Origin of the sequence: Syntrophus sp. (in: bacteria) (assembly GCF_040768185.1) — a bacterium.
Classification (GTDB): domain Bacteria; phylum Desulfobacterota; class Syntrophia; order Syntrophales; family Syntrophaceae; genus Syntrophus; species Syntrophus buswellii.
This window is the reverse complement of the sequence record NZ_JAXGNC010000004.1, coordinates 75803-100623: the sequence shown is the minus strand read 5'-3', so window position 1 is coordinate 100623 and position 24821 is coordinate 75803. Positions and strand designations below refer to the sequence as shown.

At 53.6% G+C, this 24821-nt stretch carries 22 protein-coding genes; 14 read left to right on the top strand and 8 right to left on the bottom strand.

The window, feature by feature from the left end; translation table 11 throughout:
• Positions 1-48 precede the first annotated feature (48 nt).
• Positions 49-891 carry a hydrogenase iron-sulfur subunit gene (locus tag AB3175_RS06025; protein WP_367360042.1) on the top strand — a complete coding sequence of 281 codons (843 nt, stop codon included), beginning with the start codon at positions 49-51 and terminating at the stop codon, positions 889-891.
• Positions 892-1349: 458 nt separating this feature from the next.
• Positions 1350-2582: a glycosyltransferase family 4 protein gene (locus AB3175_RS06020; protein WP_367360041.1), complete on the top strand. Its 1233-nt coding sequence runs from the start codon at positions 1350-1352 to the stop codon at positions 2580-2582.
• Positions 2583-2949: 367 nt separating this feature from the next.
• On the opposite strand, the gene AB3175_RS06015 is transcribed toward AB3175_RS06020, so the two are convergent.
• From AB3175_RS06015 to AB3175_RS05995, 5 genes are all read right to left on the bottom strand, one after another.
• Positions 2950-3420: an HAD family hydrolase gene (locus AB3175_RS06015; protein WP_367360040.1), complete on the bottom strand. Its 471-nt coding sequence runs from the start codon at positions 3418-3420 to the stop codon at positions 2950-2952.
• A gap of 80 nt (positions 3421-3500) precedes the next feature.
• Positions 3501-4094, bottom strand: a complete 594-nt coding sequence (locus tag AB3175_RS06010; RefSeq protein ID WP_367360039.1) for a nicotinate-nucleotide adenylyltransferase — start codon at positions 4092-4094, stop codon at positions 3501-3503.
• Positions 4095-4098: 4 nt separating this feature from the next.
• On the bottom strand, positions 4099-6357 hold the full coding sequence (locus tag AB3175_RS06005) for a bifunctional alpha,alpha-trehalose-phosphate synthase (UDP-forming)/trehalose-phosphatase (RefSeq protein WP_367360038.1): 2259 nt from the start codon (positions 6355-6357) through the stop codon (positions 4099-4101).
• A gap of 4 nt (positions 6358-6361) precedes the next feature.
• Positions 6362-7663, bottom strand: a complete 1302-nt coding sequence (apgM, locus tag AB3175_RS06000; protein WP_367360037.1) for a 2,3-bisphosphoglycerate-independent phosphoglycerate mutase — start codon at positions 7661-7663, stop codon at positions 6362-6364.
• A 42-nt stretch (positions 7664-7705) separates the two neighbouring features.
• Positions 7706-8524, bottom strand: a complete 819-nt coding sequence (locus AB3175_RS05995; RefSeq protein ID WP_367360036.1) for a TIM barrel protein — start codon at positions 8522-8524, stop codon at positions 7706-7708.
• 442 nt (positions 8525-8966) lie between these two features.
• Here AB3175_RS05995 and AB3175_RS05990 point away from each other — a divergent pair, with 442 nt between their 5' ends.
• The 10 genes from AB3175_RS05990 to AB3175_RS05945 all read left to right on the top strand — a co-directional run bounded on the left by AB3175_RS05990 (position 8967) and on the right by AB3175_RS05945 (position 18838).
• Positions 8967-9800, top strand: coding sequence for a phosphate ABC transporter substrate-binding protein (locus AB3175_RS05990; protein WP_367360035.1), 834 nt, complete (start codon positions 8967-8969; stop codon positions 9798-9800).
• Positions 9797-10657 (top strand): phosphate ABC transporter permease subunit PstC, encoded by an 861-nt coding sequence (gene pstC / locus AB3175_RS05985; protein WP_367360034.1) that lies wholly within the window; start codon positions 9797-9799, stop codon positions 10655-10657. Before AB3175_RS05990 ends, pstC begins: the two co-directional genes overlap by 4 nt.
• A complete protein-coding gene (locus AB3175_RS05980; protein ID WP_367360033.1) occupies positions 10654-11535 on the top strand; it encodes a PstA family ABC transporter permease in 882 nt (293 codons plus the stop codon). Before pstC ends, AB3175_RS05980 begins: the two co-directional genes overlap by 4 nt.
• Positions 11532-12245, top strand: a complete 714-nt coding sequence (locus tag AB3175_RS05975; protein ID WP_367360032.1) for a phosphate ABC transporter ATP-binding protein — start codon at positions 11532-11534, stop codon at positions 12243-12245. The genes AB3175_RS05980 and AB3175_RS05975 overlap by 4 nt, the downstream gene beginning before the upstream one ends.
• 211 nt (positions 12246-12456) lie before the next feature.
• The gene (rnfB, locus tag AB3175_RS05970; protein ID WP_367360031.1) at positions 12457-13287 is read left to right on the top strand and encodes an RnfABCDGE type electron transport complex subunit B; all 831 of its coding nucleotides are present in this window, start codon (positions 12457-12459) and stop codon (positions 13285-13287) included.
• Positions 13288-13866: 579 nt separating this feature from the next.
• Positions 13867-14976 (top strand): 6-hydroxycyclohex-1-ene-1-carbonyl-CoA dehydrogenase, encoded by a 1110-nt coding sequence (had, locus tag AB3175_RS05965; protein WP_367360030.1) that lies wholly within the window; start codon positions 13867-13869, stop codon positions 14974-14976.
• A gap of 58 nt (positions 14977-15034) precedes the next feature.
• Positions 15035-16285 carry a 6-oxocyclohex-1-ene-1-carbonyl-CoA hydratase gene (gene oah, locus AB3175_RS05960; RefSeq protein WP_367360029.1) on the top strand — a complete coding sequence of 417 codons (1251 nt, stop codon included), beginning with the start codon at positions 15035-15037 and terminating at the stop codon, positions 16283-16285.
• Positions 16286-16324: 39 nt separating this feature from the next.
• On the top strand, positions 16325-17095 hold the full coding sequence (locus AB3175_RS05955; RefSeq protein ID WP_367360028.1) for an enoyl-CoA hydratase/isomerase family protein: 771 nt from the start codon (positions 16325-16327) through the stop codon (positions 17093-17095).
• Positions 17096-17101: 6 nt separating this feature from the next.
• Positions 17102-18277, top strand: a complete 1176-nt coding sequence (locus AB3175_RS05950; RefSeq protein ID WP_367360027.1) for a M24 family metallopeptidase — start codon at positions 17102-17104, stop codon at positions 18275-18277.
• Between the two features lie 111 nt (positions 18278-18388).
• Positions 18389-18838 (top strand): VOC family protein, encoded by a 450-nt coding sequence (locus tag AB3175_RS05945; protein ID WP_367360026.1) that lies wholly within the window; start codon positions 18389-18391, stop codon positions 18836-18838.
• 89 nt (positions 18839-18927) lie between these two features.
• Here the strand turns inward: AB3175_RS05945 and AB3175_RS05940 are convergent, their stop codons facing one another.
• Together AB3175_RS05940 and panB are read right to left on the bottom strand one after the other, a co-directional pair.
• A complete protein-coding gene (locus AB3175_RS05940; protein WP_367360025.1) occupies positions 18928-19377 on the bottom strand; it encodes an Lrp/AsnC family transcriptional regulator in 450 nt (149 codons plus the stop codon).
• A gap of 65 nt (positions 19378-19442) precedes the next feature.
• Entirely contained in the window at positions 19443-20279 is an 837-nt protein-coding gene (panB, locus tag AB3175_RS05935; protein WP_367360024.1) for a 3-methyl-2-oxobutanoate hydroxymethyltransferase, read from the bottom strand.
• Between the two features lie 501 nt (positions 20280-20780).
• Between panB and AB3175_RS05930 the strand changes: the two genes are divergently transcribed.
• Complete coding sequence (locus AB3175_RS05930) at positions 20781-21527, top strand: hypothetical protein (protein ID WP_367360023.1); 747 nt, start codon at positions 20781-20783, stop codon at positions 21525-21527.
• Positions 21528-21710: 183 nt separating this feature from the next.
• Here the strand turns inward: AB3175_RS05930 and AB3175_RS05925 are convergent, their stop codons facing one another.
• Positions 21711-22682: a TIGR01212 family radical SAM protein gene (locus tag AB3175_RS05925; protein WP_367360022.1), complete on the bottom strand. Its 972-nt coding sequence runs from the start codon at positions 22680-22682 to the stop codon at positions 21711-21713.
• 115 nt (positions 22683-22797) lie between these two features.
• Here AB3175_RS05925 and mnmG point away from each other — a divergent pair, with 115 nt between their 5' ends.
• Positions 22798-24717 (top strand): tRNA uridine-5-carboxymethylaminomethyl(34) synthesis enzyme MnmG, encoded by a 1920-nt coding sequence (gene mnmG / locus AB3175_RS05920; RefSeq protein ID WP_367360021.1) that lies wholly within the window; start codon positions 22798-22800, stop codon positions 24715-24717.
• Positions 24718-24821: the final 104 nt, after the last annotated feature.

The following is a 24821-nucleotide window of genomic DNA, read 5'->3' as shown; positions in this document are numbered from 1 at the left end:
CCACAATCTATTTAAGCAGGATGATCCATTTAAGGAGGTATAAAAAGTATGAGTGCGGACGCAAGTTTTAAACCGAAGATGCTGGGTATTATTTGCAACTGGTGCTGTTACGGCGGGGCGGACCTGTGCGGTGTTTCCCGCTTTCAATATCCGACGTATATACGATTGATCCGGGTGATGTGCTCCGGAAGAGTCGACTTGAAATTCATCTTCCGGGCTTTTTTGACCGGACAGGACGCGGTGTTCGTCGGCGGCTGCCACATCAACGACTGCCACTACAATCCGGAGGGAAATTACGATGCCTACAGCATGGTGACCCTGTGCAGGAAACTGCTGGAGCACATCGGAATCAACCCAAAAAGATTAAGGATCGAATGGGTTTCCGCCGGTGAAGGAATCCGGTTCGCTCAGATCATGAACGAGTACAGCCGTGAGATTCAGGAGTTGGGACCTCTGGGAAGCAGTGAAGGCATCGACGAAGCCGAAATGAAGGCTCGACTGGAGGAAATGGCCAGGCTGATTCCCTACTTCAAGCTGGCAAAGATGAAGGAGCTGGCCTTGCACGATCATGATGAGGCGGCCTACGCCAGACTTTTCACCACCGAGGAGGTGGAACGGCTCATTCGCGAAGCACCGTCGTACTACATCGATCCGGAAAAGTGCCAGGCCTGTATGACCTGCGCCCGGAAATGCCCGGTAGACGCTATTATCAGCGCCAAGGGGCAGGTCCATGTCATTGATCAGGACAAGTGCATTAAATGCGGAACCTGCTTGTCCGCCTGCCCCCCTAAATTCAGCGCTGTGACGAAACTGGTCGGCCAGCCTGCACCGCCTCCTCTTCCGGAAGGCCAGAGAGCGGTCGTTAGAAAGAGCAAAGAAACAACAGCTTAAAAGACAGGTATCTTGCTTACATATTGCAACGGGCATCGGATTCTGCTCAGGCATACCTGTTCGAATTGAAACACTATCAGGTGCGTTCCGGTGAGAAGAAAGGGAGGAAATCGAATGAGACGCTCGTTACAGAGACTTATGAACAAGCTGATTTCCCTTCGGAAGCCGACGTCACCATCCTTTAAACGATGTCCGGGATTCCCGCAAAAGGACTCATGCCGAGTCGCGTGAGTCCTTTTGCATGCTTGCTGAGCGCCTTGTCTGGCTCATCCCCGCTATTCGTTTCCGATAAAGGCCTCTTCTCTGTTGCCGACAATTTGTGGAGTGCATTGGTTGCGGTCATGGTAGAATTACGCTGTTTGTCGCTGACGAGTGAAGAGATTGGTCCTCGTGCGCGTTCCGAAAACAACGTTGATTCGTTTTAAAAATCCTTTCCCTGAAAAAAAGGAAAAATATCAATGATCAACCAATTAAATGGACTCACCGTTTTAAGATTTACAAAGGCCTTTAGAAGCGGCGGCGGCATAGAGCAGTACCTTGATGACCTCGATCGTACGTTATTGAAAAGAAATAAGGCTCATATCATTCGAACGTATCTTGAGAAAGAATCAACTGCCGGGGAAGCAATCAACACGGAAATCGGACAGGGGCGTTTGGTTGAAATTCCCTTGCCCTTCACCGTCGGAATGCCAACCGACTCCATCTACAATATGGATAAATCGGGCCGATTAAAAACTGCCAAAAATGCCCCGCGCCCCGGACTTTTTCAAATAAGAAATGCGGCAGAAAAATTCAGAAATATACACAAGCGACACAAGGTTGATTTGCTCATCATGCATTACCTTGGCACAGTTGATAGTCTCGAAATAATGGAAGAGGCAAAGAAACTTACCATCCCTTCCATTTTTATCAATCATTTCTCAAATTCTTATTTTAACGATCCCTCAATCAATGCTCAATTGTGTTATTGTACCGGCTTAGCCGGGGTTTCAGGTATTGGTGTTCCAAGGAGGTTGAAAGGAGCGTTCTGTAATCTGTCCGATGGGATAGACATGGAGGTGTTCAATCCTGCCCATGCATGGCCATTGGAAATCGGGACGGATATTCCGATCATTTTCTATCCGGCTCGAATTCTCAGGCTTAAAGGCCAACACGATGTCATCAAGGCCTATGCCGCACTGAGGCGTGAGGGGTTGCTCGCTAAAATTGTGTTTGCAGGCAGAACGGATTCCGCTGAATATGAAGAGGAACTCAGAGGGTTGGTGAGTAAAGACGGGCTTACAGATCAAGTGTTATTTATCGGAGAACTAAATCAGGAAAGGTTGCGTGACTGGTATGGGGTTTCATCAATGATGGCTTTTCCGACCTATCATCATGAAGGCCTGGGAAGGATACTGATCGAGGCCCAGGCGATGAAGGTGCCTGTCGTTGCCTACAGAATTGGAGGAACCCCCGAAGGGATTGTCCATGGAAAAACGGGATTCCTCGTCCGTAAGGGAGACCTCAAATCTTTTGCCGATCGATTAAAAGAGCTTTTAACCGACGGAAAAAAGAGAAAGGCCATGGGAGAAGAAGGCAGGATGTTCGTTCAGAAGAAATTCAGTCTTGAGGCATTTGCAGACCGGCATGAGCAATATTACGCGACGATTTTGAGTCATTCCCGTAATGTTGAACATAGCGAGTTGCGCTGATCGTTGATTGGAATCCAGCAATGCCCGGTCAAGCAGTTGCACACCAATTGTGAAAGCCGGGCGGTTTTATAACCAGACGCATCGACAAGAGGGCCGGTGATGTCTGATTGTTATTTCCATTCCCGGATCCGGTGCTTTAAAAATTGAAGCATCTGGTTATTGGACCTTTCATGCGCCATTTTGAGGGCTTAGCCGGATCGGATTAAGCCCTTTTTCGTGACTTCATCTTATTGCCGCACCCCGGGTTTTTTTATTTTGTTCCCGATAAATCCGGCTTGCATGGCATGAGAGGCAAAACAAACTCTTATGGGAACAGCAAGGTGCAAAAATGCTCCCGTTGGATGTTCGGGATGCTCTGGTTGTGTTCCTATCTGCGCAGCGTAGCGATCAGCCGCCCGGGTTTCAGCAACAGATCCAGTGCGGCGTTGATATCGGAGATAACCAGATCACAGTTTGCCATCGTCTCGGAGGATGCCCCTTCAGGACCAAGAATACATATCCCCAAACCGGACTCCTTCAACATGGATGCGTCATTTGAGCCATTTCCCATGGACACCGTGACCTCACTGCCCAGTTGCCGCACCAGTCTGAACTTCTGTTCCTGTTCATCGCCCGGATGGAGGATGTGGATTTTAACGCGAAGATCCTCGCCCAATTCCTGAGCTTTACCCCGGGTATCCGCCGTGACGATGACGATGTCGACCAGCCGGCCCAGCAATTCAAGTCTTTCGGGAACCCCTTCGATGACGGCGCCGTCCAGGGAAATCGTTCCGTTGAGGTCCAGGACCAGGTGTTCAAACCTGTAAACGCCTTTCCCAGGGACATCAATCTCTATCAATCTTCCTTCACCTCACGATCATCTTTCTCTTCGGTTCATCCACAACTTTTCCGATTACAGCTGCGTCGTCAACACCTGCTTCATGGATTGATCTGAGTCGGCTCCGACATATTCCGGAGCCGTGCGGGAATGTCCCATTTCCTCATGAGGTGCGCCACACAGGGAGGCACCAGATGTTCCCACGGGCCACCCTGGATCATCCGGTTGCGGACGTCTTCCGCACTGATCCCCTTTGCCTCCAGGGGCACTTCCCAAAGGACATGGGTTTTGATCCCCAACGAATTGAAGTAATTCAGCTTTTTTCTGCCCCAGTCGTCATAGATGGAAAGAAAGAAGACGGCGTCCATGGGAACATAATATCGGTAAAGTTCGGGAAGGTTGATGGGAAGGGGAACGATGGAGAAATGCGACGACTCGATTCCGGCCTCCTCGAGCACGGTGCGGATCATGACGTAACGTTCATAGTAGGTAAGCGGATTGGCTAGGGAACTGCTGCGCTTCTTATCCGCGGCTTCTTCCATGGTCAGCTTCGGGTCCGGGTTGGTGATGCCCACCACCAGATGCCGGCAGAGCCGCATTCCGGCCAGAAGGTACTTGAGATGATCGTTGTGAAAAACCTGAAAGCGGCCGTGGATTACCCCTGTTTCGATTTTTGGGACTGTTTCGCCGATCATTTTATTATGCCCCTTCATCCTTTGCATGGCGTTGTTTTCCATCGGGCAGAGATACCCGGATCAGCAACGCCAGAAATTTTCCGACCTCTCCCTGGTTTCTCAGATAGAATTCAGCCTCCGTGCTTCCCCCGACGGCAACGGTTATCCCGTCTTCCCGAACTGCCCGGAATGCCTCTTCATCGTTCGTGTCATCTCCCATATAGACCGGAAGCCTTCCTTTCCCGACCTCCTTCAAGAGCTGCCGTACCGCGCTTCCCTTGTCCGGTGCGCCTTGCGGAAGGATCTCGAAGACTTTTCTCCCTTTGTTGACGACGATCTTTCCCATGAACTTCCGGGCAATTTCCTGGAATAAATCGAAAAAATGTTCCAACAGCACGGGTGCTATCTTTCTGAAATGGATACTGACGGTCAACCCCTTGTCCTCTATCTCTATCCCGGGCAGGCATTCCAATGCCTGCCGCGCCGCAGGAAGAAAGGCATCAAGTGCGGCGCGGCCGCCGACATCGGCTACTCCATTGTCCGTTTCCATCCCATGGTTTCCTGCATAGACAAGGCCCGGCAAGCCGACACGATGCCTGATGTCGTCAAGACGTCTGCCGCTGATTACCGCGACGGGATGATGCTCTTGAAGCACGGAGAGGAGCAGGGAAATGTCGTCCGGCATGGCCGCCAGTTCCGGCTGCTCAACGATCGGGGCGAGGGTGCCGTCGAAATCCAGGCAGAAAAAGAGATCCCGACCGGCAAGGCGGCCGGCGATTTCATCTTCATGCGTGAGGGCATGTTTTCCTCCCTGTTTCATCACTGGGAGAAGGGAAAGCTCGTCCAGGATGTTGCCTACCCAGGAATAAATCGTATTTCCCTGCACCTGTCCCCGCAACTGCATCATCCGCTTCTTTTTCTCCCCGCTGGATAGAGTGAGAGCCCTATGGATAGCCGTGGCGAACATCTCGATATCGGTTGGATCGACAAGGATCGACTCGGTCAGTTCTTCGGCTGCACCAGCCTGTCTGCCCAGGATAAGAACGCCCTTCCCGTCTCCTCTTGAAGCTACATATTCCTTGGCCACCAGGTTCATCCCGTCATGAAGAGGAGTAATGACGGCCACATCCGCCATCCGGTACCAGGAAACAAGATCCTGCCGTTCGAGCTTGCTTCCGAAATAGATGATCGGTCTCCAGTCCGCCTTGCCGAACTTCTTATTGATTTCGGCGATTTGGTCCTCAACTTCCTGCCGGTAGCGCAGGTACGGCTTCCCGCTCCGAGTCATGACGGCGACTTGGATGAAGGAAAATCTCCTGTGGAATTCCGGATTGCGCTGGAAAAAAAGCTCAAGCGCCTGGAGTCGCTGAAGAATTCCCTTGGTGTAGTCGAGTCGGTCGACGGCAAGACCGACACGCCGGGGCAGATGGTGTTGCTTCCTGATTCGCCGAATCCGGGCAGCCGTGGAAGCAGAGTTCGCCAAGGCATTGAAACACTCGAAGTCGGTGCTGATCGGAAAGGTCCGAATCTGGGTGGTGCGTCCATCCCAGGCAACGGTCATGGCATCGTCATCGATGACTGCGCCAAGCCGCGCTGCGGCACAATCCATGAAATTTCGGGCATAGAGAGGAGTCTGAAAGCCAAGGAGATCATTGCCGAGAAGTCCGGCAAGGATTTCCTCGCCATGGGGGGCGCAGTCATACCGTTCCCGTTCGGGCCAGGGTATGTGCCAGAAATGAGCGATGATCCGCTCCTGATCGGCCGCGCGGATCATCCGGGGAACCCGGCAGAGGTGATAATCATGGATCCAGATCGTCGAATTCCAAGCGCATTCTTCAAGAATCGCCTCGGCAAACGCCCGGTTGGTCTTTTCATACTCCTCCCAGAAAGAGGGTAAGTAGACGACGCGATCCGTTTCACCATGAAAGAGCGGCCAGAGGACCAGATTGCAGAATCCGTGATAGTAATTTTCCTCTGCCGATGCGGAAAGCCAGATCCTTCTTAGGGTATAGGCAGGGTTTTCCGGCGGTACCAATAGACGGCCGCCGGCATCCGTCTGCTCCATGTCGCCGCTGCCGCTGCCCCAGGCGACCCATGTTCCCCCGGTCACCCGCAGGACCGTATCAAGAGCCGAAACGACTCCGCCGACGGGAATCTCCCATCGCAGGCCCTCGGGGGTTTTCCGGTGACAATAAGGTTCCCTGTTGGAGGCAACAATGAGGCCACCCCGGAACCTGTCACCCCTTCCGGAGAGCCGGGCGTCCTCTGGAAACCGCGGTTTCATGGGTTCAGCCCATCAGCAGGGGGGTGAATCGGCCCGGAGAAAACGGCTGGTCGTCGGGCGAATCCATGAGTCCCCAGAGCTTTCCCCGATCCAGGAAGTTGAGCACCAGATACATGAGTTCCTTTCCCCGGACGAGGCTGAGCCCGCCGGCGGCACAACTGACTTCGTCGAATTTTTGAACGTCATCCCTCCGCACATATTTGCCTGTCATGACCAGCGGCACGCTCTCGCCGGTATGGATCATCGTGCCGGAAGCGGCGGTGGAATGATCGGCGGTCACGATGAAAAGGACGTTCTCGTCGGGGACGATCTCTTTGACGGCATAGTCCAGCGCCGTGTCGACCGCCTCGATCACCCTTTTCTTGATCAGGGGATTTTTCGTGTGACCTGCCTCGTCCGTGACCTTGGTATGAACGTGGATAAACTCATATTTCCGCGCCCGATGCGCCCTTTCGAGCCGCGCGCGAAGATCCCGGCCGGGGTCTTCCGTATCTCCGACCTTCTGGATATCCATGCCGATCACCTGCCCGATCCCATGGTAAACCGTACCGGAAGCGATCATCAAGCCCTTGAGCCCCCACTTTTCCGAAAACGAAGGCAGTCTGCTCATCATCCCGGCCCGCTGAGTGCCGACGGCGTTGATGGGAGGAAGCCCATTTTCGATCCGTTTTTTGTTGAGTGGATGCTCCGAAAGCGTCCGATGGCTCCAGCGAAGATAGGCGTTGAGGACTTTGGCGGTTTTCCGGGCGCTGGGATTCTCGGCTGCCGTTCGCAGGGGAAGGACCTGCATGAGAGGGCGCCCTTCGGCGATCGGATTGGAATCGGTGACGGCTTTGGATACGTCCCCACGAAGCAGGAGGATGCCCGCTATCCCTTTGGTGGGTAGAAAAGCCACCGAAATGTCGTCCAGGGTGAAGCGCCCGACGGCCTTATGGAGAATTCGGCAGCTTTTCCGATCCAGCTTCGGATTCTCATGACGGAGGACGAGGGTGTTCCCGTCCCTGACCACGGAAAAGATCCGGGCCAAGAGGGCCGTGTCCCCCTCACGGATGCCGATCCCTTCCCCGAGCGCCTCCACGATGCCCCGGCCCGGGAATTCCTCAAGGCGATATCCGAACATCAGGAAATGGGCCAGTTCGCTTGGCAATGCCGTTCCCTGGAGGTGGGAGTGAAAAAGTCCGGTCATGCCGATTTCCGCGATTTTATCGAGATTTGGGGTGCAGGCCGCCTGGAGAGGGGTTTGGCCGTTCAGAACGGGATGGCTTCGGTCACCGAGGCCGTCGAGAAGAAGAAGGATGCAGCGCATGTCCACTCCCTGAAAAAGCTACTCCGGCTTGCCTGGGATTCCTTATGCGGCAAAAAGTGGCAGCGGCTGGCTATGCCGTTCCGCGACAGGCGGAATGGAGCGGCAATCGAGGTATGTTACGAGAAAGTCGCGGGTCGAGAGAACTTCCTTCGGATTCATCAGTTCGATAACCCACCAGTCGCAGGGGGCTGCCAGACTGAGGAGATCCAGACGGCTGGCGATGTCCTGCAGGCTCGTAGGGGGTATGTGCCCATACCCTTCCAACTCGGTATTATAAATATGGGCATTGAGAAGCTTATCCCTGTTGGGGAGAACATACTCGCCGCAGATGTTCATTTGCGGATGAAGATGCCTTACGGCATGGGCATGTCCGATATCGATGGTCACGAATGCATCGCTTCGGGAAACGATGAAATGGAAGAGAAAGGGATCATTGGTCAGCGGGGTCATCAAGTTTTCCAGAGCCACGGCTACACCGTTACTTTTTCCGTATTGCACAAGAACGGATAGATTGTCGATGGCTCTTGCCAGGCTGATCCCTTCCCCGGAGCGATTGCCGAGGCCGGAATGGATCGTCATGTGTCCTTTGCCGGTCTTGGCCACCATATCAACGGTACGCATCAGCAGCGCAAGAGAGTCGTCGCCACGCCGGTCGGCATAGGCGATGTCCACTCCGAAGAAGCGGCAGTGAAAACGAAGCTGGAAGTCGGAGAGGGTCTTTGCCCGGGCGAGAAACTCCTCTTCCGGCAGAGACGGGTCGATTGACCAGTCGATAGCCGAAAAACCATGCCGGGAAGCGAATTCCGCCAGCTGATCCGCATCCTGGTCAAAGATATTGCACATGGCGATCTGTGGCTGCATTGTTATGGAGAACCTCACCTTTGAAATAAATTTCAATTGGCCGATACAAAAAATAGACGCCCTTGATGGATATCCCCAAGAGCACAGTAGACGGATTCCTACCGGCAGGCGCTTATTTCAGGCCGAACAGGATGCCTGGGTCATCGAGAGGAAATGTAAAAAATCCTTCCGTCACAGAGCGTACCGGTTAACAGAAATGGAAATAAACGTCAAATCAAGAATATGCATAATAGATTTGTATTATTCCTTTTTTTTATAGAGGATACGGATTGAGATGAGGAAGGTAAAATGACGTTACATAACAAAAAGGAATAATAAACCGTCATGCATCAAGAGGATGAATTTGACTAATAACTCTTCGTTCTATACTAGTGGGATTCATTGACAGCTGATTTTTTAGCAGACGTCGGAAGCAGTAAAACAAGTGATTCAGGAGGATCCCATGAGAAAACAATATGTCGTTGCAGCGCTTGCCGTGATCTTTTCCCTGTTTGTTCTGACCGCTGACTGTATTTCGGGCGAACTGGAAGCCTTTAGAGGGCAGAAAGGGACCTTGAAGATCTCGGGGGGTACGGCTCATATTCCCGTAATGAAAGAGGCGGCTCAGAGGATCATGAGCGCCTTTCCCGAGATCCAGATCAGTATCGCCGCCGGGGGCTCCGGCGTCGGCATCAAGCAGGTGGGCGAAGGTCTGGTCAACATCGGGAACACCGGAAGAAAACCGACGGACGATGAAATCGCCCGGTATCAGCTCAAGGTGCATCAGTGGGCTCTGGACGGCGTCGGAGTCGTTGTCAATCCGAAAAATAGAGTCAAGGCGCTCACCAAGGCACAGGTGATGGATATTTTCGCAGGCCGGATCGACAACTGGAAAAGCGTCGGTGGCGAAAACAGGAAAATAAACCTTTACACCCGTGATGAAGCAAGCGGAACCCGAGAGGTTTTCTGGGAAAAAGCGCTGGACAAGGGGATGATTTCGCCCGGTGCCAATGTGGTGGTTTCCAACGGGGCGATGAAATCGGCCGTTGCCCAGGATTCTTACGGCATCGGTTACGTTTCCGTCGGTCATATTGACCGTACCGTGGCGCCGGTCGCCCTGGACGGCGTGGTCCCAACGATCAAAACGGTTAAAGAAGGCAAATACAAGATTGCCCGCGGGCTTTACAGCAACACGAAAGGCGAGTCCACCGGTCTGACCAGGGCCTTCATCAAGTACCTGTATTCTCCGGAAGGTCGCAAAATTGTAGAAAAGGCAGGATTTATTCCCTTTCCATGAACAACTGGAAGGAAAGGGGCATTGAGAAGATTTTTCTCCTCTCCACCATAATCAGTTCATCCATAACCCTGCTGATTCTCGGTTTCATGGCGTACATGGCTTTGCCTCTTCTCCGTGGTGGTCTTTTCCGTCTTCTCACGGAGCCATGGATGCCTCAGCAGGGATTTTACGGGATCTATCCCATGATCGTGGGGACCTCGGTCATCTCGCTTCTCAGCCTGCTTATTGCCTTTCCCGTGAGTCTCGGTTGTTCGTTTCTCATCAGCTCGATCGGCCCGAAATCATTGAGCGCTGTCTTCCGGAGGATCGTTCAGATGATGACGGGCATTCCCACCGTGATCTATGGCTTTGTCGGCATTTTTCTCCTTGTTCCGTTGATCCGGGAATTTTTCCAGGGCGGATCCGGGATGTGCATTCTCACAGCGGCCCTGATGCTTGGAGTCCTGATTTCGCCGACGATGATCCTCTTTTTCTGTGACAGTTTCGATCGGGTCCCTCGATCGTACATCGACGCAGCCGATTCCCTGGGCGCGAACCGCGTGCAGACGCTTTTATACGTTATTCTTCCCTCGGCACGGGAGGGCATTGTCATCGGGGTTCTTCTGGCTTTCGGCCGTGCCGTGGGGGACACCCTCGTTTCCCTCATGATTGCGGGAAATTCCATTGCTGAGCCGAAATCGATCCTGGATTCGGTGCGCACGCTGACGGCCCACATCGCCCTGGTCATTGCCGCTGATTACGAGAGTCCTGAATTCCGTTCCATCTTTGCCTGCGGTCTGGTTCTGTATCTTTTCATCACCATCGTCATTCTTGCCGTGCGACGCCTGGCCTTCCGGAAAAGCGAGGAACGGGCATGAAGCAAGCGGGGGAAAGACTGACGATCTGGTATTCCTGGACTTGCGGGCTGATTCTGACCGCCGCCGTTTTCTCCATTCTTGCCTATCTTCTTTTCAAGGGGGCCGGCGCGTTTCATCCGAAGCTGATCTTCGGGGACGTTTCCCCTCTCAAGGCCGTTCTTCTTCAACAGCGCGTTTTCGACGGACTGTTCCCCGCCGTTGTCGGCACGTTGATGCTCGTCTCTCTGTCCGTTTCCATTGCTCTGCCGATCGGGTTTGCAACGGGCATTTACCTGGCGGAATACGCGGACTTTCGGATCAAAAACGCATTCAACCTGATTTTCGACATCCTTGCCGGCATTCCGTCCATCGTGGTTGGGCTCTTCGGGTTCGCGCTGGCCGTTTTTCTCCACAAACACTATTCCAGCAGCATACAGCCCTGTCTGCTCATATCGGGTCTTGCCCTCGCCTTTCTTGTTCTGCCGTACATCATCAGAACTACGCAGATCGCCCTGGAAAGTCTTTCTCCCGAGATCCGCCTGACGGCTCTTGCCCTGGGAGCGACGAAACTGCAGAACCTGGTTTATGTCCTTCTCCCCCAGTCTCTTGCCGGGATGATCAGCGGGGTCATTCTCGCCATCGGCCGCTGCGCGGAGGATACTGCGGTCATCATGCTTACGGGAGTGGTGGTGGCGGCGGGGGTTCCAAAATCCGTTTTTGCCCCCTACGAAGCGCTGCCGTTCTACATCTATTACATTTCTTCCCAGTATACCACTCCAGAAGAACTAATGAACGGCTATGGAGCGGCACTGCTTCTGCTTCTGTTATGTCTGTTCCTTTTCGCCCTTGCCTTCGTCATAAAAAAGCGTCTTTCTTATCTCGCTTTCTATCGTCCATGAACACGACTCTTCCGGATAATACAAAAATACGGGTTGCCGATCTCAACTTTTTCTATCGGGAACGCCGAATCCTTCAAGACCTGACGGTCCATTTTGCAGAACATTCGATCACGGCGCTCATTGGCCCCTCAGGGGCGGGAAAGTCCACCTTTCTGATAACGCTGAACCGGCTTTGGGAAAACCTCCCAGAGGCCAGGATGAGCGGCAAAGTGGAGATTACCCTCGGTGGTCTGCGCCGCGATATCTATCAGGAGGCCTTTCCGGTGACGGAGTTGAGAAGAAGGGTCGGGATGGTCTTCCAATCCCCAAACCCTTTGCCCATGAGCATCTACAAAAACGTTGCCTTTCCCTTGAAGATGGCGGGTGGTACGGATCAAAAGGAAATGAGGCGCAAGGTGGAACAGACTCTGAAAATGGCCTATCTCTGGGAGGAAGTCAAAGACCGAATGAACGATGACGCCCGCAAACTTTCCGGGGGACAGCAGCAGCGGCTCTGCATCGCCCGGGCGCTGGTTCTCGAACCGGAGGTTTTACTGATGGACGAGCCCACATCATCACTGGACTCGACCGCCACGGAAGTCATTGAGGGTCTGTTGCTGGAGCTGAGGAAACACCTAACCATTCTGGTGGTTTCGCATTACCTGGATCAGGTGAAAAGGGTAGCCGATCGGGTGGTCAGCTTTGAAGAAGGCGCCATTGTTTCGTCGTGAACCCCCCCAAAAAATCCGTTATTTGGAGCTTATTTCTCAATGATATATAGTCGAGATATATATAACAAATATGAATTTGACAAATGCAATTATGTTATATATGGGAGTGCAGTATCGAGGTGCCGATTTCAGGCAGACTTATTCAGACTCATCTTTTCAGGCTTTTCCGTAATTGCTGTTTTAAAATATTTCGATTGATCGAGGTAAAACAATGGATCCGGCATTGATTAAATTAGCTCTTGGGGGAATCGCATTTCTCGGCTGTATCGGTCTTTTATTCGGCATTGGTCTGGCTCTCGCGGCTCAGAAATTCGCTGTCGAAGCTAACCCAAAGGTGGAGGAAGTCCTTGAAGTCCTTGCTGGAGCGCAGTGTGGTGGATGCGGTTACGCAGGTTGCGAAGCTTATGCGGAAGCGGTTGTTAACGATCCGGAGGTACCTGCCAATCTCTGTTTCCCGGGCAAGGCGGCAGTAGCGGAAGCTGTTGCGGAAATTACCGGGAAAAAGGTGGCCGGTGCCGCCAACATGGTCGCTTCAATGAGATGCTCCCGTCTTGAGGGAAACGTCGGACAGAAATATCATTATCTTGGTGATCAGACCTGTGCGGGTGCGAGCATTTGCTTTGGTGGTGGACCCCAGGAATGTGCTTATTCGTGCCTCGGTTTCGGGGATTGTGTTGAGGTTTGCCCCTTTGGGGCCATTACCCTGGAGAACCACTTCCCAGTCGTAAATGTTGAAAAGTGCGTAGGCTGTGGTTCCTGCGTTCGGATATGTCCCAAGAAGATCATTGAAATCATTCCCCTAAGCGCTCGCGTCTGGGTGCCCTGCAGCACGAAGGATCCTGGAAAGGTGGTTCGGTCCGTGTGCGAAGTGGGGTGCATAAGCTGCAGGATGTGCGTCAAAGCCTGTCCGGCAGAAGCCGTGAGTTTAGACGGCAATCTCATCCGAGTTGATCATGGAAAATGCGCGGCCTACGGTGTCGACTGCAAAGAAATCTGCGTTGAGAAGTGCCCTCGTAATATTTTTAGGCCGTTTAAGTCATAAGCAGGAGGTGGGGGCTATCCCAAAAGACGAGTTGCATCAAGCCTAAATTTTACCATTGCGGCCTTTCGTAAAGGTCCTTTACTCCCCCTTTTTTATCCTGAAAGGATAATTTTATTAAGCCCCCTTTTCTAAAAAGTTGAAAGACAATCCCGTGCAGGCTAAAAAAGCGCGAAGTTGGGTCAAGATTAAATGGAGTACTTGTTTTTACAGGGCTCGCCAGGTTGAAAGCAAAATCGATTTGTGCTGAAAAACATCTTGAATGTCAACTCGAGCTGTGATACAAAACAGCCGTTTTGTGAGTACGGTTAAGCTTAGGATTGGTGGAAACGGAAGTATCTCGTTGTTTTTAAGAGTAAATTATATTGATGACCTTCTCCTGTGGCCGCACCGCCGAAATCCGTTGCAGCCTATATCAGCCTTCCTGCCGTGATACAAGCTCTTTGTCACTTGTAATGAAGATTTCTTCCCTCAGGGGAGTAATGGATTTGAAAAATAGGGATTGAAAAAAAATTGAGGGGGTGATAAGCAAGCGTTACTTTGCAGTAACAGGGATGTTAAATATTCTTATGGAGGTGTTTAATGGCTGGAGTACCAAGTGTGATTAAAACGTGGCAGATGGTGACGCCATGGGGGAAGAACAAGGAAACGGGAGAAAAGATTGAAGGGAAACTGGCGCTAGCTGAACTGCCCGTACCGGAACTTAAAGAGGGCGAAGCCCTGGTTGAGATTGCGGGTTGCGGTGTCTGCCATACCGACCTCGGTTTTTTCTATGACCGTGTACCGACCGTTAACAAACCGCCGTTGACATTGGGCCATGAAATCAGTGGAACCGTTGTTGCGGGCGATAAAGCATGGGTAGGCAAGGAAGTGGTTATTCCCGCCGTTATGCCCTGCCGCAAGTGCATCCTTTGTAAAACCGGCCGTGGCAACCGCTGCCTTGCTCAGCTGATGCCCGGTAACAGCTTGGGAAATTATGGTGGTTTTTCAAGCCATATCGTCGTTCCTACCATAGACCTCTGTGAAATTCGCAATCGCGGTAGTTATCCGCTGGAAAATTTTGCCGTTGTGGCAGACGCCGTGACGACGCCTTACCAGGCTTCCAAGAGGGCGGATCTCCAGCCCGGCGACAACTGCATCGTCATCGGTGCAACCGGTGGTGTCGGTGTATACATGGCTCAGACGGCGAAGGCCCTTGGGGCAAAAACGGTCATCGGCATGGCGAGAAACCAGGAGAAACTCCAGAGAGCGCTCGGCTATGGCTGTGATTTCGTCATCAGCACCCAGGATAAAACCACCAAGGACATTTCCGGTGAGTTAAGCGCGATCCGCAAGGCCAATGGGCTTCCCAACGTAGGCTGGAAGATCTTTGAAGTATCCGGAACCAAGGCAGGTCAGGATCTGGCCCTGGATCTCCTTTCCTTCACGGGGAAGATGATCGTTGTCGGGTTCGGAATGGCTAAAAATGAATACATGGTTTCTCGGCTCATGGCCTTTGACGCAGAAATCATCGGGACCTGGGGATGTCTGCCCGAGTACTATCCCATCGTTCTCGATATGGTGCAGTCCAAGAAGATCGATATCGATCCCTTCGTGGAAGTCCGCCCGATGAGCACGATTGCGGCGACCTTCGATGAGATTCACAAGGCCGGCTCTCCTGCAAAGAGAGTTGTTCTGAAACCGGATTTTTAAGGTACAGAAAGTACTAACACCCAATAAATAACACCAAAAAACGAAAGAGGAGAAAAGTATGAGTTTAGCATGGATGCCAAGAGAACACGAGTTGAAGAATCATGACCGACACACCTCTCAGTGGTGGGGTACGGAAGCACCCTGCACCGTATACGAGAAGCGGCCCCTCAAGGACCCCAAGGGCAATGAAGTTCCCGGTCTGTTCACTTCCTGGATTCGCCTGAACAACCCCGCCCAGTACAATTCCTACACGACCGAGATGGTGAAAGGTGTTATCGCCGGTTTCGAGAATGCCTCCACGGACCGCAGCGTTGTCGCCGTCGTCTTCACGGGCACGGGCCCCTTCGCCTTCTGCACCGGTGGAAACACGAAAGAGTATTCCGAATACTACAGCATGAGGCCGGAAGAGTACGGTTCCTACATGGAACTCTTCAACAACATGGTCGACTCCATCCTGATGTGCAAGAAACCGGTCATCTGCCGTGTCAACGGTATGAGAGTCGCCGGTGGTCAGGAAATCGGTCTGGCCTGTGACATCGCCGTTTCCTCCGACTTGGCCATTTTCGGTCAGGCCGGTCCCCGTCACGGTTCCGCTCCGGTGGGCGGCTCCTCCGACTTCCTGCCCTGGTTCCTCAGCAACGAAGACGCCATGTGGAACTGCGTAAGCTGCGAAATGTGGTCCGCCTACAAGATGAAGGCTAAGAACCTCATCTCCAAGTGCCTTCCCGTCCTGAAGGACGCCAATGGCAACTTTGTCCGCAATCCCCAGGTCATCACCGAATCCTACGTGAAAGACGGCGAGATCGTCTACGGCGAGAACAAGACGGGTCAGGAAGCCAAAGACGCCCGCGCTTTCGTCAACGACGCGCTGAAGGCCGGCAATTATGATTTCTCCCTGATCGACGCGGAAGTCGAGAGAATCATCTGGATCTTCGCCAACCTGTTCCCCGGCTGCTTGATGAAGTCCATCGACGGCATCCGCCAGAAGAAGAAATCCTGGTGGGATCAGGTGAAGAACGACCACCGTTACTGGCTGGCCACCAACATGATGGGCGAGGCCTTCGCAGGCTTCGGCGCCTTCAACACCAAGAAGATCACCGGTGTGGACACCATCGACTTCATAAAGAACCGTCAGCTCATCGCCGAAGGCGCCCTGAACAACGAAGCCTACTTCGAGCAGATCCTCGGGAAACCCAAAGCGTACTCAGTTCTTCGCTCAGTTGGTGAAATTCAAGGGGGGGGTGGGTATCCCCCCCTTTTTTATTTCGGACCGGCACGCCGGAATGAAGTCATTCAGGAACGTTCCTGACTTATAAACGTTACATCAGAAGGAGGAAGGGAGATTCTTATGGGATTCGAACATATTACATTTGAAAAGAAGGATAAGGTCGCCACTATTACCCTCAATGAACCGCCATCCAACTGGCTGACCATCCTGATGATGAAGGAGATCAATCGGGTTCTGCTGGATGTCAAGATGGATCCGACCGTACAGCTCCTCGTTTTTGATGCTGCAGGAGGAAAGGCCTTCTGTGACGGTGTCGATGTTGCCGATCATACCCCGGATAAAGTGGATGAGATGATTTTCGTTTTCCACGAAATGTTCCGAATTATGGCCAGCCTGGATGTTACGACCGTGGCGCTGGTCAACGGCCGTTCCCTGGGTGGCGGCTGCGAACTGATGGCCTTCTGCGATATCGTCATCGCTTCTGAAAAGGCCAAGATCGGCCAGCCGGAAATCGCCGTCGGCGTCTTCCCGCCTGTTGCCGCTGCCTGGTTCCCCAAGATCATCGGCCTCAAGAAAACCATGGAACTGCTCCTTACCGGAAAGATCATTTCGGCAAAAGAAGCGGAAGCCATTGGCCTGGTCAATGTGGTTCTGCCGGCAGAGAATTTCAAGGAAGGCGTGGACAAATTCCTGGCCGATTTCCTCAACAAGAGCAGACCGGTTGCCATGTGGACGCGCCGCGCCATTATGGCCGGCCTCAATCTGGATTTCATTGGAGCCCTCAAGGCCTCCGAAATTCTCTATCTACAGGGTTGCATGGCGACGGACGATGCCAAGGAAGGCATTTCCGCATTCATGGAAAAGAGAAAAGCGGTATTCAAGGACAAGTAACGACTTATGATCTACACGCCGAAAGAAGAAATTCAAAACCGGACGGCAAGATTAAGGGCGTTAATGGAGAAGGCCTCACTGGATGGGGCCTTCTTCCATTACAAGATTGATTATTATTACCTTGCCGGCACCATGCAGGATGCGATCCTCTATGTGCCCCTGGAGGGAGAGCCCACGCTCTTCGTCCGCCGGGAGATGCGCCGTGCCAGACGGGAGTCGCCCCTTTCCGAACTGATTCCCATCCGCTCCCTGAAAACGATCAAGGAGCACATCGGCAATCCGCGCCGGGTCGGTCTCCAACTCGATGTCCTGCCGTACAATTTCGTGGCGAACTTCCATAAACTCCTGGGCGACGTGGAGATGACGGACATCTCGCCGCTCATCAACGACCTCAGGAAAATCAAGAGCCCCTTTGAAATTTCCCTGATGGAGAAGGCGGCGGCGATTGCAAAGAAGGTCTATGCGAAAGTTCCCGAAGTCCTCCGGGAGGGCATCATGGAAATCGAACTCGGCGGGATCCTGGAAGCCTACGCCAAAACCCTCGGGCACGAAGGGTTGCTGCGGGTGCGCTCCCAGAATTTTGAAGCGTACAGCTGGCATATCCTGAGCGGCAAAGTGGGGAGCATCGTCAGCCAGATGAATTCCCCCATGGGAGGCCTGGGGATGTCGCCCGCCTTTCCCGTCGGGGCGAGCCGCAAAAAAATCCGCCGGGGCGAGCAGATCATGATCGATTTCGGCATCTGCTATCACGGGTACCAGGTTGACGAAACCCGGATGTTCGCCATCGGCTCCATGCCGGAACTCTTCGCCAAAGCCTATGAAGCCTGCCGGGAGATTCACTACCGGGTGCTGGACAAAGCCCTGGAGGGGGTCACCTGCGCCGAACTGTTCCAGTACTCCGTCGACCTGGCCCAGAAGATGGGGTACGGAGACAACTATCTGGGCTATGCTCCCCACAAGGTCAATTTTCTCGCCCATGGAATCGGCATTGAACTCTCCGAGCCGCCCTTCATCGCGACCAACATGAATTACCCCATCGAGGAGGGGATGACCTTTGCGATCGAACCCAAGATGGTCTTCCCGCGAAAGGGTTGCTGCGGCATCGAAAATACGGTGCTCATGGAAAAAGGCCGCTACCGTGTTCTGTCGGAGATCGACGAACGGATCATTATCGTTGATTAAGTTGCAGAATTCCCGGCAGCCGGGTACGGGACTCGAACGGGAGCTTTGTTTCAGCATCTCCCGGAATCAGGAACCGGTGATCGCCGGCCATGACACCGAAACGAGGTCATTATGCAAATAAAGAGAGTGGATCATATCTGTATTGCCGTCAGGAACCTCGATGAGGCCCGCAGGACATGGGAACCTCTGCTGGGTAAAGACAAGCCGGACGATGTCTACATCGATGAACCGGAAAAGATCAGGGTCGCACGCTACTGGATCGGAGAAGTGGGGTTCGAACTGATGGAATCCCTGACGCCCGACGGCGAGGTCGCCAGGTTCATCGAAAAGAACGGTGAAGGCGTGATGCTCGTCAGCCTCAATGTGGACAATACCCGGAAGGCCGTGAAAGAGCTTCAGGAAAAGGGCTATCCGTTCATTCCCGACAGCCGGGGCGGGTTTGTCCGGCCGTTCCGCAAAGGGGAGTTTGCCTTCCTGCATCCGAAGAAGCTCAACGGAGTCCTGATGGAACTGATCGACGACGACGGGCTGGAATCTTCCGGCAGTCTGCTGCCGGACTGAACCGCGTCCCGTTCCCTGCGGCAGAGATTTCCATCGAAGTTCCGCGGCGAAACCAACGGAATCGGTAACATCCGGCGTTGCCGCCTTGGTCAGTCGAAGGGGGTTCCGAAATCGTATCTCCGTTTTACGTATTTTATAATGACGGCCGTCTCGACTTTCTGGATCCCATCGATACGGCTGAGGCGGTTGTAGACGAGATCGTGAAGGTCCTCCAGGTTTTTGACGACAAATTCGGCGTTCAGGTTGGAGCTGCCGGTGGTTGAAACGATATACCACAGTTCCTTGAATTTGCTGATCGAGCCGATGACATGTTCCATCTTTGCGATGTCTACGCTGATATAGAGATCCCCCGTGATCTCGAACCCGACCTTGAGAGGATTCGTTACGGCAACGATCTGGATGATCTCATCATCGATAAGGCGCTTTATTCTTCCCCGGATCGTTGCCTCCGAAACCGAAAGCGACTTCCCGATTTCCGTGTTGCTGATTCTGCCGTCCGATTGAAGAATCGCAATGATCTTTGCGTCGAGTTCATCCATGTGTCTTTTTTCAGATGTCATAAGAATCGTCTTTTTTAGCGCCATAAGCATAAGCTTGCGGCGGTCTAATAGAGCTTATCCAGTTCCTCCTGGCTCATCGTGAACATGTGCTCGGGACCCGGGAAGGCCCCTGTCTCTACGTCCGTTTTGTACTGGATAACGGCATCCCGGATCATGGGCGTGAGATTGAGGTACTGCTTCGCGAACTTGGGAATGAACCGTTCAAAGAGGCCGACCGTGTCGTGATACACGAGAACCTGGCCGTCGCAGTCTTTCCCCGCACCGATGCCTATGGTGGGAATCTTCAGCTCTGCCGTGATCCTTGCCGCCAGGGTATCCGGTATGCATTCAAAAACGATCATGAAGGCCCCTGCCTCCTCAAGATCCTTGGCGGATTGTATCAGTTTCCTGGCCCCTTCCGCGTCTTTTCCCTGTACTTTGAACCCGCTGAGCATGGTTGCCGTCTGCGGAGTCAGGCCGATATGAGCGCAGACAGGTATCCCGGCTCTGACGATCGCCCGGACGGTGGAGGCGAAATCACTTCCCCCTTCCAGTTTCACGGCGTCGCACCCGGCCTCCTTGATGAAGCGCCCGGCATTGTCAACCGCCCTCTCATCGCTTCCCTGGTAGGACATGAACGGCATGTCCGCTATGATGAAAGCGCTCTGAATCCCCCTGGCGACCGCCTTGGACATGAACAGCATCTCCTCCATGGTCACGGGAACGGTTGATTCATATCCCAGGGCAACCATGCCTCCTGAATCTCCAACCAGGACCGTGTCGATCTCTGCCTGATCCAGGATCCTTGCCGTCGGATAATCGTAAGCCGTGAGCATGGTGATCTTCTCTTTCTTCTGTTTCTTCTGCTGCAATTCAGCAATGGTAACCTTTTTTCTGCTCATGTTTTATCTCCCTCCAAAACGCGTATTAAGGTAACTTCCTGTGAGATCAAAACCACCATCCAGTCCTCTCCGGCCTTTATTGCTGTCAGGGCCGCGAAGTCTCAGGGCATGCACCTGCTCGACAGGGCCTTCCAGGTTCATGGATGGGGCTATTATTCGATATTCGATATATTTGTCAATATATATTTCGATTTATATTAAATATATTTTTATAGTCTGCGATATTAGCAACGTGATCAGCGACGTTGGGACAACGGCTCATGGAAAAAGCAGCATTGCAGGGCGTGAACATCTTGCTCTTTTGGTGAAAAAGGATCATCCTTAACGGCACCCACCCAAGTCTTTCCGCATCTTATCGTAAGGGATTTAGAGGCAATAAATACAAAATAATCTCGATTGCGTGATACTGCATCATCATTGTATGTTAAAAGTGTAGTAGTAGTGGAAGTGCCGCTGGAAAGTTAAGTGGACTTAAAATACATCGAAAGGGAGGTAATGATTATGACCAGAAAACAGCGGATTTTATTTTTGTTTCTTACCTTGTTCCTGCTGTTGAGCCTGTCTTCGACAGCATGGGCAAAAACCGTGCTGGTTTCTTCACCGCATTATTCGAATTATGGTATTGGTGACTCTGGTTGGAGCAACTTCACCACCGCCCTCAATTCCGCCACGGGGAACAGCGTGTCTTTTACCAGCGATTTCGGCAACCTGTCAGAAATGCTCCTTTATGACGCCATCTTCCTGCAGGCCCGCGAAACCAACAGCACCTTGAGCATTGCGGAGAGAAACAACATTACCGCCTTCGCAGCCACAGGAAAAAAGGTGCTCATGATCGGAGAAAACGATAACTGGCTGAACTGGAACCAGCAGATCACCGCCATCGGGGGCGGAAGCTACAACTACATGGGCTACTATCTCTATGAGACGGCTGCAAAGGTGGTGGACAACGCCCTCACCGCCGGAGCTGATAATGTTTATCTGCCTGCGGCAGGTGTGGCCATTGGCGGGACTTCACTTTACAATTACAACTTTGCAACTCTATGGGGAAGCAATCAGAACATTCTGACGATCCTTGACGTCAATCTTGAGTCGAATCAATATTGGTCATCCGATAGCAATGCTGCCTTCACCACAAACGTCGCCTACTGGCTTGCCGACAGCAAACCAGTTCCAATTCCGCCTGCTTTTCTGCTGCTGGGTTCTGGATTGGTTGGGCTTCTGGGACTCAGACGGAAGTTCGGCAAATAAATTCTGTTGACAATTATGGGTAATCGAAAGGCAGGGCCAGCACGTCCTGCCTTTCGTTCTTTCAACAATGATCCTTGCGGGGATCTCCACCACAACGGCTTTGTCCGTGTCAAATGGAAAGACTGCAGCCATGTGCCTCTGCTGACGTTTTCCTGCAAGCGCCGCCGCTTCCGCCCGGTACGGTCACGGAAAGGACGTCCCGGGTTCTCTCCCTGTTTTTTGGCGATAGCGGCATCCCTGCCGGGCATCCCGCCGCTCCATCTCCCGGTCGATGGCGTTGAGAACGACCATCTTGTTGGTGGCCCAGGCGGGGGCCAGGTAGATATCGGCATAGCCGTCGGCCGTCAGGCGCTGAATCACCATCTCCGGCGGCAGGATTTCCAGGACATCGCAGACCGTCCGGACATACTCCTCCTGGCTCCAGAGACTGAAGCCTCCCTTCTGATACTCTTCCCCAAGGGACGTACCCTCCAGAACCAGCAGGGAATGGATCTTGATCCCTGCAATCGGCAGAGAGGCCAGGGTTTGCGCCGTCCCCAGGACATCCTCGGGAGTTTCGCCGGGCAGGCCGACGATGATGTGGGTGCAGATCAGCAGATTTTCATCGGCGGCCCGCTTGACGGCATCAAGAAATTCAGCCGCCGTATGGCCCCGGTTGATCCGCAGCAGCGTTGTGTCGGAAATCGACTGCAGTCCGTATTCCAGCCAGACATGAGCATTCCGGGCGTAGCCCTTCAAGAGATCCAGGACATCGTCGGGTACACAGTCGGGGCGGGTTCCCACCGAAAGGCCGATAACGTCTTCCTGGGCCAGGGCCTCGTCATAGAGGCGCTTCAAGCGGTCGCAGGGGGCGTAGGTATTGGTGAAGGTCTGGAAATAGGCGATGAACTTTTTTGCCCCCTTGCGGTTCCGATAGAATTCCCTTCCCCGCCGGATCTGTTCGCTGACGGAGGGTAACGGGCCTTCCCGGCGGAGGCGCGATCCCCGCCCGTCGCAGTAAGTGCATCCCCCCGTCCCCCGTGAGCCGTCCCGGTTCGGGCAGGTGAAGCCGGCGTCCACGGGCAGTTTATACACCGTGCATCCGAAGCGGTTTCTCCAGTAGGTCTTCAGGTCACAATAGCGTTTCAGGCGGTTTTCCGGCTGCGATGCGGACACGAAATGCGGTCTCCCTCTTGTAATTTTTACGCTTTATACTATTATAGGCCTCCCCTTTTCAAGGGGGCATTGTCAAAGCGAAGAATCGCTTCGATAGTTCCAGAAAGAGACACCGATGAAGCAATTTGACGTGATAGTCGTAGGGGCCGGCCATGCCGGCTGCGAGGCGGCGCTGGCGGCGTCCCGGATGGGGTGCGAAACCCTCCTGCTCAACATCAATCTCGATTCCATCGCCCTGATGTCCTGCAACCCCGCCATCGGCGGACTGGCCAAGGGGCAGCTCGTCAAGGAAATCGACGCCCTGGGCGGCGAGATGGGCAGGGTGGCGGACAGAACCGCCGTTCATTTCCGCATCCTCAACGCCTCCAAAGGGCCGGCCGTCCAGTCATCCCGGGTCCAGTGCGACAAGCAGCTTTACCGGCTGACCATGAAATCCATCGTGGAACGGCAGCCGCGGCTTCATCTCCATCAGACCCTCATCGATCGCCTCCTCATCGAGGATGGGCGGGTCACCGGCGTGGTGGACCACACGGGCGTTTGCTACGGCGCCAGGGCGGTGGTCATCACGCCCGGGACCTTTCTCAACGGGCTGATCCATGTCGGCACAGCGCACTATTCGGCGGGAAGGGCCGGAGAGATGGCTTCCTTGCCCCTGGCTCAGTGCCTCTGTGATCTCGGCTTTGAAATGGGCCGGATGAAGACCGGAACGCCGCCGCGCCTGAAGGCCTCGACGATCGATTTCTCCCGTCTGGAGCGGCAGGACAGCGATCCCGCCTTTGAACCCTTCTCTCTGTCCACGGAACGCCTGGGAGAAAATCGGCTTCCCTCCTATTTCGGGTACACGACTTCGGAAACCCACCGACTGATCCGGGAAAATATTCAATGTTCCCCTCTCTATTCCGGGGCCATCAAAGGAGTCAGCGCCCGCTACTGCCCGTCCCTGGAGGATAAGGTGATGCGCTTTGCCGACCGGGGGCGCCATCCCGTGGTTCTGGAGCTGGAGGGACTGGACACGGAAGAGGTTTATGCCAAGGGATTGGGCAACAGCCTGCCCCTCGACCTCCAGGAACAAATCGTCCACAGCGTGCCGGGTCTGGAGGAGGCGGAAATTATGCGCTCAGCCTATGCCATTGAATACGATTTCGTTCAGCCGACGCAGCTTCACCATACGCTGGAAACGAAGAAAATCCGGGGGCTTTACCTGGCCGGACAGATCAACGGCACGTCGGGATACGAGGAGGCCGCCGCACAGGGGATGTGGGCGGGAATCAATGCCGCCCTGGCGGTGCAGGGCCGTCCGCCTTTTGTTCTGGATCGCTCGGAGGCGTATATGGGCGTCCTGATCGATGATCTTGTAACCCAGGGCGTGGATGAGCCTTATCGGATGTTTACCTCGCGGGCGGAGTACCGGCTGATCCTCCGGGAGGACAATGCCGCCCTCCGACTGACCCCCAGAGGCTTCGAACTGGGCCTGATCCCACCTGAACATTTCGGGCGGATTTCCGATCGGATTCAGAGGATTTCGAAAGGAATAAAGCGGCTTTCCTCGCTGCGGATCTATCCCGGTGCAGATGTGAATTCAAAGCTGGAGAAAAAGGGGAGCCCGGCCATCAAAAACCCCCTTTCCCTGTTTCAGCTTCTCAAGCGCACCGATTTCTCCTGGGAGGATCTTGATCTTTTTCGGGATGTTCCGGATTTTCCGGAGGATGTTTTCGCGGACTCCGACAGGCACGTCCGGAAGCAGATCGAAATTGAAGCGAAATACGAGGGATACATCTCCCGCCAGCGGGAAGCCGTCGCCCGGATGAAGAACCTGGAAAGCCGAAGGATTCCTGAAGGATTCGATTATTCGGCCGTTCCGGGACTGTCCAATGAATTGAAGATGAAGCTTTCCAGGATAGAGCCGGAGACGCTCGGGCAGGCCCGGCGCATCACCGGGATGACCCAGGCCGCCCTGGCTGCTGTTCTGATCATGATCAAGAAAAGGGAGCAGGAGATGAGAGGACCGGCTCCTGCTCCTCCCCAGTCAGACTGATTCCATCCCCTCCCTGTCCCCGTCGTTTCCCGTATGGTCCCGGCGTTCACATTCTTTTTCCCGGCGGCCGCTTTGGCTTCATAATTGCGTTATCTTCGCTGAAA